Below are 7,638 nucleotides of genomic sequence, written 5' to 3'. Positions count from 1 at the left end.
GCTGCGGGTGGTGAGGTCGCGGGGCCGGGTGGCTCTGGCACCGGGGCCGGTGTTAGAGCTGATACCGGCGGCGGCGTCGCGGCCGAGCCGGTCGACGAGGTCCTGACCGCGCTGGCCGATCCGACCCGCCGCCGGCTGCTGGATGTGCTGGCTGCCCGGGGCGTGGCCTCGGCGACCGAGCTGGCGGGGGAGTTGCCGGTGAGTCGGCAGGCTGTGGTGAAGCACCTGGCCGTGCTCGACACCGCAGGTCTGGTGTCCGGGCGCCGGGCCGGACGCGAGGTGCGGTATGAGGTGCGCTCGGCGGCGTTGGACAACACGGCGCGCTGGATGGCTTCGCTGGCTGCTGATTGGGATCGGCGCCTGGCACGGATCAAGGCGGTCGCCGAGGCGGCGGAAGCAGCGGAGGCGGCTGGCTCGGCCGGGCAGCGAAGACGGCAGTAGCGGCCGGGGCGGCGAAGGCGGCCGAGGGGGCTGACGCGGCCGGGGCGGCCGCGGCCCGGGGAGACTCCGGCTGAGTGCGCGTGCCGTTCCAGCCCGGTAACGCGCCGAAGAATCCGGATAAGGATCCTGATGTCCTCCGACCGGGTGGCGGGACTGCGCGCCTGTGGCGTTTCGTTGTCGTTCTTAACGAGTTTTTCAGGTCGGCCTGGGACGCTGTTGCGCTCCGGTGATTCGCGCTGCTGTCGACAGCGCGAATCACCGGTCGTGCTTCAGGCCCCGGTCGGGACCGGTGCGTCGGCGCCCCAGCGGCCCACCGCGTAGCGCACCGCGCCGGCCACCGGCGGGTCCGTGACGATTGTGACCGGGCCGGGCGCGCGCTCCTGGACCCGGGCCAGCAACCTGGGGTGTCCGGCGGCGGCGACCGATCCGCCGAGCAGCACCTCGGGCTCGGTCAGGCCCGCGCGGCGCGCCGCCGAGGTCGCCATGGCCGCGAGTTCGTCGCCGAGCAGGTCGATCAGCAGCCACGCGACCTCGTCACCGCGGTCGGCGGCGGCGAACACGGCCGGTGCCAGCTCGGCCAGCCGGCGGTCGGAGACCTCGCCGCGGTGGATCGCCAGGACCACGTCCAGGGCCTGCGGGCGGCCGAAGTGCGTCGTGACGGCCTCGGTGAGCGCCGTGGCCGGGCCCCGGCCGTCCTCGGCGCGCACCGCCCACCACAGCGCGGCCCGGCCCAGATCCCCGCCGCCGCCCCAGTCGCCGGAGGCCCAGCCCAGGCCCGGGAACGTGGCGGTCCGGCCGTCCGCAGCCACGGCCACGCAGTTGACGCCGGTCCCGCAGACCACTGCCACGCCTTCGCGGCGGGCCGAGCCCGCGTAGAGGACGGCGAAGGTGTCGTTGGCGACGTAGACCTCGTCGGCCCAGCCGCGGGCCTCGACCTGGGCCTGGAGGGTGGCGATCTCCTCGGGCAGGTCGGCGCCGGCCAGGAAGGCGGCGATGCCGCGGACCTGGCCGATGGTGCGCACCCGGCCGATGGTGCGGACCCGGCCGATGGCGGGGCTGGCGGATGGACTGGCGGCGGGGCTGCCATCAGCTGCGGGCGCATCGGCGTCGGCGGCGGCGTCAGCGCCCGCATCGGTACCGAGAACCTGCTCCACCAACGCGTCCAACACCGCCATCGCCGCGGGCACCCCCAGCGCCTGCGGCCGGAACGGCCCGCCGACCGCCCGGCGGACCTCCGAGCCGTCGGGGCGGACCAGGCGCACGTCGGTCTTGCTGTTGCCGCCGTCGACCGCGAGCAGCAGGTCGTGGGGGCGGCCGTCAGGGGTGTTCATGGCGGGCACCCTATATCGGCGGCCCGCGGTTACCGGGATGGGTGCGGCGTCGATCAGCTCGATGTAGTCCCGTTCGGACACGTTCTACAGAATCAAACCGCCGAGCTCAGCGACGTGCGTCGGGACCGAGATGCCTGCGCCGCGCGATGAGCGCGTACGTGTTCGGCAGCCGTCCTGCCCAAGCCGCCGCCGCGTGACCGTCTTCCGGGTACCAGAAGGGCTCGGGGTACTCCGCCACGTACTCAAGCTCCAGGTCGGCGGAGAGCACCGCGTTGATGACCTCTGCCAGGGTGGTCTGGAACTCCACCGCTCCGTGCGCGGGAAACGTGTCGTTGACGTGCGAGCGTTCGAAGTAGCCGCGGTCGGGTCGGATCCGGGGCTCGTCCTCGTCCCATGTCCACAGGGGCACCGCCGGGTGGGCCTCGTAGACGAACAGGTGCCCTTCCGGTCGCAGCAGGCGGGCGACGTCGGCAGCCCACGCCCGCAGGTCCGGCAGCCAGATCAACGCTCCCTTGCCCGTGTAGACGAGGTCCGCGCACGCATCGCGCAGCGGTGCGCCGGGCAGCTCCGCGACCACGTAGCGGCAGGGCGTCCCCAACTCGCCAGCGCGCCGTTGCGCCGCTGTCGCCGCGACCTGGCTGAAGTCCACTCCGACCACCGAGCGCGCGCCGGAGTCGACCAGCGCGATGTCGTCCAGGCCGTGGCCGCTTTGCAGATGCACGACCGCTGGCGAGTGCGCCAGGATGGGGCGCAGCAGGTCCAGTTCCTGGGCGGACAAGGAACATTCGTTCCTGGCCCTGGCCAGGTGCTCCTGGTATTCATGGACGTGCTTCTCCGACGCCGCCTCCCACGCGCTCCGGTTCCGGTTCCGGTTCCGCTGGCTGTCGGGCGGCGTCATGCGCCTACTATCTCGGCGTGCCGTGACCATGTCCACGCGGTTTCTCACCGCGGTGAACTGACGACCGGACCCTGCTCCCGCGGAGACATCAAAGCGCTGTGCTCAGTAGCGGCCGGTGTTCAGCAGCCGCCGGTCACTCGTGGCTGGGCGGCACCTTCACCTTGGGCCGGATCGCCATCGGGTTGACGCCGACCATCGCCAGCCCGGCCCGCGCGTAGCCCAGGTACAGCGTGCGGCCGATCCGTTGCAGCACGCTGCGGGTCCGCTCCCGTCGCCAGACCTCGGAAAGCTCACGTCCGAGCTCGGCGTACTCCTCGAACACCACCCGGTCCCGATCGGCGACGGACATCGGCGGCTCCTGACTGTGACGGACAGATCACAGATGTGATCTGGGTTACAGCCATATTGCTGATACCTCCTTGAAAGGTCAACGACCAGTGAGGACTCGGCTTCGGCCGCGGAACTCGGCGACGATCTGTTCGGCGGGTGTTTCAGTGGGTGTTTCAGTGGTCGTTTCGGTGGTGGCGTCGGCGTTTTCGGCGCCTTCAGTGCCCTCAGCCGGACCGCCGCGCGTCACCGTCACGTCGTAGATCCCGCTGCGCCCGTACCGGACCCGCTCCTGCGCCCGGGCCGTCAGCACGTCCCTCTCCTGGATCGGCGCCAGGAAGCTGACATCGGCCCCGGCGGCGACCGTGGCCGGGCCGTGGCTGTTGCAGGCCAGCGCGAACGCGGTGTCGGCGAGCAGGAACACGTACCCGCCGTGCCCGATGGCGTGCCCGTTCAGCATCGACGCGGTCACCCGCATCCGCGCCGCGGCCCGCCCCGGCGCCAGCTCGACCAGCTCGATCCCCAGGCCCGCCGAGGCCTTGTCGGCGTCGAACATCCGGCGCGCGGCGTCCAGCCCGGCGGTTTCTTCTTCGGTGTGCATGCCAGCGACTTTATGACGCGGGTATGCGTACGGCGCAAAAGCCCCCGGTGAAGGGCGGAATCAAGGTGTCCCAGCTCATCCGCCGCTGACCGTCTGGCCGAAGGAGTTCACGCAGCATATTCACGTTATGCCTCCCCCGGGACGACGTCCCTGCATTATGGGGCCGAGGCTTCAGGACCGGTCCTCTTTGGCGCGCACGACCTCGCGCAGCTCTGCGAAAGCCGCCGCGAGCGTGTCGACTGTGTAGTGGGCATTCAGCCCACTGGGATTGGGCAGCACCCACACCCCGGTCTCGCCGACCACCTGTTCCTGGCGCCCCATCACGGCCTTCGGCGCGTCGAACGCCACCCGGTACGCGCCGATCCCGACGACCGCCAGCCACCGCGGCCGGAACTCGCGCACCTTCTCCCGCAGCACCTCCCCGCCGCCCCGGTACTCCTCGGCCCGCAGCTCGGCGGCACCGGCGGTGGCGCGCGCCACGACGTTGGTGATGCCCAGCCCCAGCCCGATCAGCTCCCGCTGCTCCTGCGGCGCCAGCTGGCGCGGGGTGAAGCCGGAGCGGTGCAGCGCGGGCCAGAACCGGTTGCCGGGCCGGGCGAAGTGCTGCCCGGTCAGCGCCGAGACCAGGCCGGGGTTGATGCCGCAGAACAGGACGTCCAGGTCCGGGCCGATGATGTCCGGGATGTGGCGGCCGTTCGCGGCGGCCAGGTCCTCGGCGGTGTAGCGGGGCATCTACGGAAGATATCTGTAGGACGCGGGTTCATCGGCCGGGACTCGGCGTCTTGGACGTCGGTGAAGTTCTCGAACGGGTAGAGGACGTCCAGGGCGCCCGGTCCGACCTCGTCAGCGCTCGTCATGGCGGCGACGCTATCGGGTCCCGGGCGGCATCAAGGTCTTGATGACAACCTGTCCGGAAGTTAAAATGTCATAACATTCGGTTGACCGGCTGCCTGGTGCGCAGGAAGCTCGCAACAAGTGGCCACCGCAAGCACCCGCGGCGACGGAGGCTGGTATGACACTGTTGGGGCTGGTCGGCGTCGGGCGCATCGGGGCCTTGCACGCCAGGACGCTGCATGCGCTGCCGGGCGTCGAGGTGGTGGTCGCCGATGTGCAGGGCGGCCGGGCCGAGGAGCTGGCCGGCTCGCTCGGGGTGCGGTGGGCGCCGGATATCGGCTCGTTGCTGCGTACCGAGTTGGACGGGCTCGTCGTCGCCACGCCCACCGGCAGCCACGCCGAGCTGATCGAGCGCGGGGTCGCCGCCGGGGTGCCGGTGTTCTGCGAGAAACCCGTGGCCGAGAACAGCGGCAAGACGCTGGAGGTCATCAAGGGCGTCGACAAGTACGGCGGCCGGGTGCAGATCGGGTTCCAGCGGCGCTTCGACTCCGGGTACACGGCGGCGCGCGCCGAGGTGCTGGCCGGCGCCTTGGGCCGGGTGCATACGCTGCGCGCCCAGACCTGCGACCCGTTTCCGCCGCCGGCCGGGTACATCGCGACCTCCGGCGGGATCTTCCGGGACTGTAGCGTGCACGACTTCGACGCGATTCGCTGGGTCACCGGCCGCGAGGTGACCTCGGTGTTCGCCTCCGGTTCGGCCCGCGGTGAGGCGTTCTTCGCCGAGTTCGGCGACGCTGACACCGCGGCCGCGGTGCTGCGGCTGGACGACGACGCGTTGGCGACGGTGTCGGCGACGCGCTATCACGGCGCGGGGTATGCGGTGACGCTGGATGTGCAGGGGACGCGGGGCAGCGTCGGCGCGGGGTACGACGATGGGCTGCCGCTGCGGCCGGTAGATGAGGGACAGGGTGGACCTGGGGTGTGGCCCAAGGGCCCGGCGTACGCGGGCTTCATGGAACGCTTCCGCGACGCCTACGTCAGGGAACTGCAAGCCTTCGTGGAGTTCGCCGAGGGCCGCATCGAGAACCCCTGCCCGGTCGGCGACGCGCTGGAGGCCCTGTACGTCGCAGAAGCCTGTGACATCTCCCGCGCCGAGGACCGTCCGGTGAAGCTCGCGGAGGTGCGGCGATGAGCTCGAAGGAAGCCGAGAAGGGAATCGCCGGGCGCATCGCCGGCGCGCCGATCTCGTGGGGCGTCTGCGAGGTACCGGGCTGGGGACATCAGCTTCCTGTCTCCCGGGTACTGACCGAGATGGCCGAGGCGGGCTTGCGGGCCACCGAGTTCGGTCCCGACGGCTTCCTGCCCGAGGACCCCGAAGCCCGCCGCGCCCTGCTGCGCGAATATCAGCTCTCTGCCATCGGCGGCTTCGTCCCGGTGGTGCTGCACGAACCCGACCATGACGCCTGGCCGCAGGTGCTGGCAGCGCTGGACGGCTTCACCGCCTCCGGCGCCGACCTGCTGGTCCTGGCCGCGGTCACCGGGCAGGACGGCTACGACTGCCGGCCGGAGCTGGACACCGCGGGCTGGCGCCGGCTGTTCTGGAACCTGGACCGCATCCGCACCCGCGCGGTCGGCCTGGGGATCCGGACCTGCCTGCACCCGCACGTCGGCACGATGATCGAGACCGGCCAGGACGTGGACCGGCTCCTGGACGGCTCGGCGACGCCGCTGTGCCTGGACACCGGGCACCTGCTGATCGGCGGCGGCGACCCGGCCGCTCTGGCGCGCGAGGCGGGCGACCGGATCGTGCACACCCACCTGAAGGACGTGGACGCCGCCGCGGCCGAGCGGGTCCGCGTCGGCGAGGTGACGTACTACGACGCGGTGCGCGCCGGGATGTACCGGCCGCTGGGCCGGGGCGACGCCGACATCGCAGGAGTCGTGTCCGCCTTGGAAGGGAACGAATATCAGGGCTGGTATGTGCTGGAGCAGGACACGGTGCTGGACGCCGAGCCGCCGGACGGCGCCGGTCCCGCCGCCGACGTGCGCGCCTGCGCCGCCTACCTGGAGGGGCTGGCATGACTGGCATAACCGGTGTGACCGGCATGACTGGGATGACTGGCATGACTGGCATGACCCACGACGTCATCACGATGGGCCGGATCGGCGTGGACATCTACCCGCTCCAGGTCGGCGTGGGACTGGAGGACGTCGAGACGTTCGGCAAGTTCCTCGGCGGCAGCGCCACCAACGTCGCGGTCGCCGCCGCCCGGCACGGCCGTCGCAGCGCGGTGGTCACCCGGGTCGGCGCGGATCCGTTCGGGCGCTTCGTGCGGCGCGCGCTGCGTGAGTTCGGGGTCGACGACGCGTTCCTGGCCGAGGTCGAGGGTGTGCCGACGCCGGTCACCTTTTGCGAGATGTTCCCGCCGGACGACTTCCCGATCTACTTCTACCGCTGGCCCAAGGCCCCGGACCTGATGATCGAGCCGGAGGAGCTGGACCTGGACGCGATCGCCGGGGCGGGGGTGTTCTGGGCGACGGTCACCGGGCTGTCCGCCGAACCCAGCCGCTCGGCGCACCACGCGGCGTGGCAGGTGCGGGAGCGCAGGCCGCACACGGTGCTGGACCTGGACTACCGCGCGCAGTTCTGGGAGTCGCGCACGGCCGCCGGACGCGCGGCGCGCTTGGCGCTGCCGCACGTGACGGTCGCGGTCGGGAACGTGGACGAGTGCTACACGGCGGTGGGGGAGAGCGATCCGCACCTCGCCGCCGAGGCGCTGCTGGCCCTGGGTCCCGAGCTGGCGGTGGTGAAGCTGGGCGGGGACGGCGTGCTCGCCAGGACCGCGGACACGACGCTGGAAGTCCCGGCCCAGCCGGTGAAGGTGCTCAACGGCCTCGGCGCGGGCGACGCCTTCGGCGGCGCGCTGTGCCACGGGCTGCTGGAAGGCTGGCCGCTGGAGCGGACGCTGCGCTTCGCGAACACCGCCGGGGCGCTGGTCGCCGCGCGGATCGAGTGCTCGACGGCGATGCCGAGGACCGATGAGGTGTTGGCGGCGCTGGAGGTCGGGGATGTGTGAGGGCGCGGCTTCGCTGGCCGCACTCACGGTTCCGCGGGCCGCACTCGAAGGACTGATAGGGCTTGCCTGCCGTCGGCCGGCCCGGCGGTGTGGCGCCGGGCCGGCCGACACCCCCACCCGGCGCCGCCC

General features: G+C 71.9%; 9 protein-coding genes. 4 read left to right on the top strand and 5 right to left on the bottom strand.

Translation table 11 applies throughout. The features are described from left to right. Positions 1-102: 102 nt before the first annotated feature. Complete coding sequence (locus tag IZR01_RS46590; protein WP_194927579.1) at positions 103-441, top strand: ArsR/SmtB family transcription factor; 339 nt, start codon at positions 103-105, stop codon at positions 439-441. A gap of 269 nt (positions 442-710) precedes the next feature. Here the strand turns inward: IZR01_RS46590 and IZR01_RS46585 are convergent, their stop codons facing one another. The 5 genes from IZR01_RS46585 to mug all read right to left on the bottom strand — a co-directional run bounded on the left by IZR01_RS46585 (position 711) and on the right by mug (position 4,330). Further along, complete coding sequence (locus tag IZR01_RS46585) at positions 711-1,853, bottom strand: N-acetylglucosamine kinase (protein WP_323747301.1); 1,143 nt, start codon at positions 1,851-1,853, stop codon at positions 711-713. A gap of 25 nt (positions 1,854-1,878) precedes the next feature. Further along, on the bottom strand, positions 1,879-2,670 hold the full coding sequence (locus tag IZR01_RS46580; RefSeq protein ID WP_194927575.1) for a class I SAM-dependent methyltransferase: 792 nt from the start codon (positions 2,668-2,670) through the stop codon (positions 1,879-1,881). Positions 2,671-2,803: 133 nt separating this feature from the next. After that, positions 2,804-3,019, bottom strand: a complete 216-nt coding sequence (locus IZR01_RS46575; protein WP_194927574.1) for a hypothetical protein — start codon at positions 3,017-3,019, stop codon at positions 2,804-2,806. A 78-nt stretch (positions 3,020-3,097) separates the two neighbouring features. Continuing rightward, entirely contained in the window at positions 3,098-3,598 is a 501-nt protein-coding gene (gene paaI / locus IZR01_RS46570) for a hydroxyphenylacetyl-CoA thioesterase PaaI (RefSeq protein WP_228561341.1), read from the bottom strand. Between the two features lie 171 nt (positions 3,599-3,769). Beyond that, on the bottom strand, positions 3,770-4,330 hold the full coding sequence (gene mug / locus IZR01_RS46565; RefSeq protein ID WP_194927573.1) for a G/U mismatch-specific DNA glycosylase: 561 nt from the start codon (positions 4,328-4,330) through the stop codon (positions 3,770-3,772). Positions 4,331-4,610: 280 nt separating this feature from the next. Here mug and IZR01_RS46560 point away from each other — a divergent pair, with 280 nt between their 5' ends. Genes IZR01_RS46560 through iolC form a run of 3 tightly spaced genes read left to right on the top strand, consistent with a single transcriptional unit; the run spans position 4,611 to position 7,509 of the window. Further along, complete coding sequence (locus tag IZR01_RS46560) at positions 4,611-5,624, top strand: Gfo/Idh/MocA family protein (RefSeq protein WP_194927572.1); 1,014 nt, start codon at positions 4,611-4,613, stop codon at positions 5,622-5,624. Next, on the top strand, positions 5,621-6,514 hold the full coding sequence (locus IZR01_RS46555) for a sugar phosphate isomerase/epimerase family protein (protein WP_194927571.1): 894 nt from the start codon (positions 5,621-5,623) through the stop codon (positions 6,512-6,514). The genes IZR01_RS46560 and IZR01_RS46555 overlap by 4 nt, the downstream gene beginning before the upstream one ends. 50 nt (positions 6,515-6,564) lie before the next feature. Further along, positions 6,565-7,509 carry a 5-dehydro-2-deoxygluconokinase gene (gene iolC, locus IZR01_RS46550; RefSeq protein WP_194927577.1) on the top strand — a complete coding sequence of 315 codons (945 nt, stop codon included), beginning with the start codon at positions 6,565-6,567 and terminating at the stop codon, positions 7,507-7,509. Positions 7,510-7,638: the final 129 nt, after the last annotated feature.

This window comes from Catenulispora pinisilvae, from assembly GCF_015356865.1.
Taxonomy (GTDB): domain Bacteria; phylum Actinomycetota; class Actinomycetes; order Streptomycetales; family Catenulisporaceae; genus Catenulispora; species Catenulispora pinisilvae.
Note: the sequence above shows the minus strand (reverse complement) of the source record. Positions and strands in the feature narration are given on the sequence as shown.

Bases quoted from the DNA above. Each gene is read 5' to 3' on its own strand.
- IZR01_RS46580 (WP_194927575.1), bottom strand. From the start codon at position 2,670: ATGACGCCGCCCGACAGCCAGCGGAACCGGAACCGGAACCGGAGCGCG.
- IZR01_RS46575 (WP_194927574.1), bottom strand. From the start codon at position 3,019: ATGTCCGTCGCCGATCGGGACCGGGTGGTGTTCGAGGAGTACGCCGAG.
- paaI (WP_228561341.1), bottom strand. From the start codon at position 3,598: ATGCACACCGAAGAAGAAACCGCCGGGCTGGACGCCGCGCGCCGGATG.
- mug (WP_194927573.1), bottom strand. From the start codon at position 4,330: ATGCCCCGCTACACCGCCGAGGACCTGGCCGCCGCGAACGGCCGCCAC.
- IZR01_RS46560 (WP_194927572.1), top strand. From the start codon at position 4,611: ATGACACTGTTGGGGCTGGTCGGCGTCGGGCGCATCGGGGCCTTGCAC.
- IZR01_RS46555 (WP_194927571.1), top strand. From the start codon at position 5,621: ATGAGCTCGAAGGAAGCCGAGAAGGGAATCGCCGGGCGCATCGCCGGC.
- iolC (WP_194927577.1), top strand. From the start codon at position 6,565: ATGACCCACGACGTCATCACGATGGGCCGGATCGGCGTGGACATCTAC.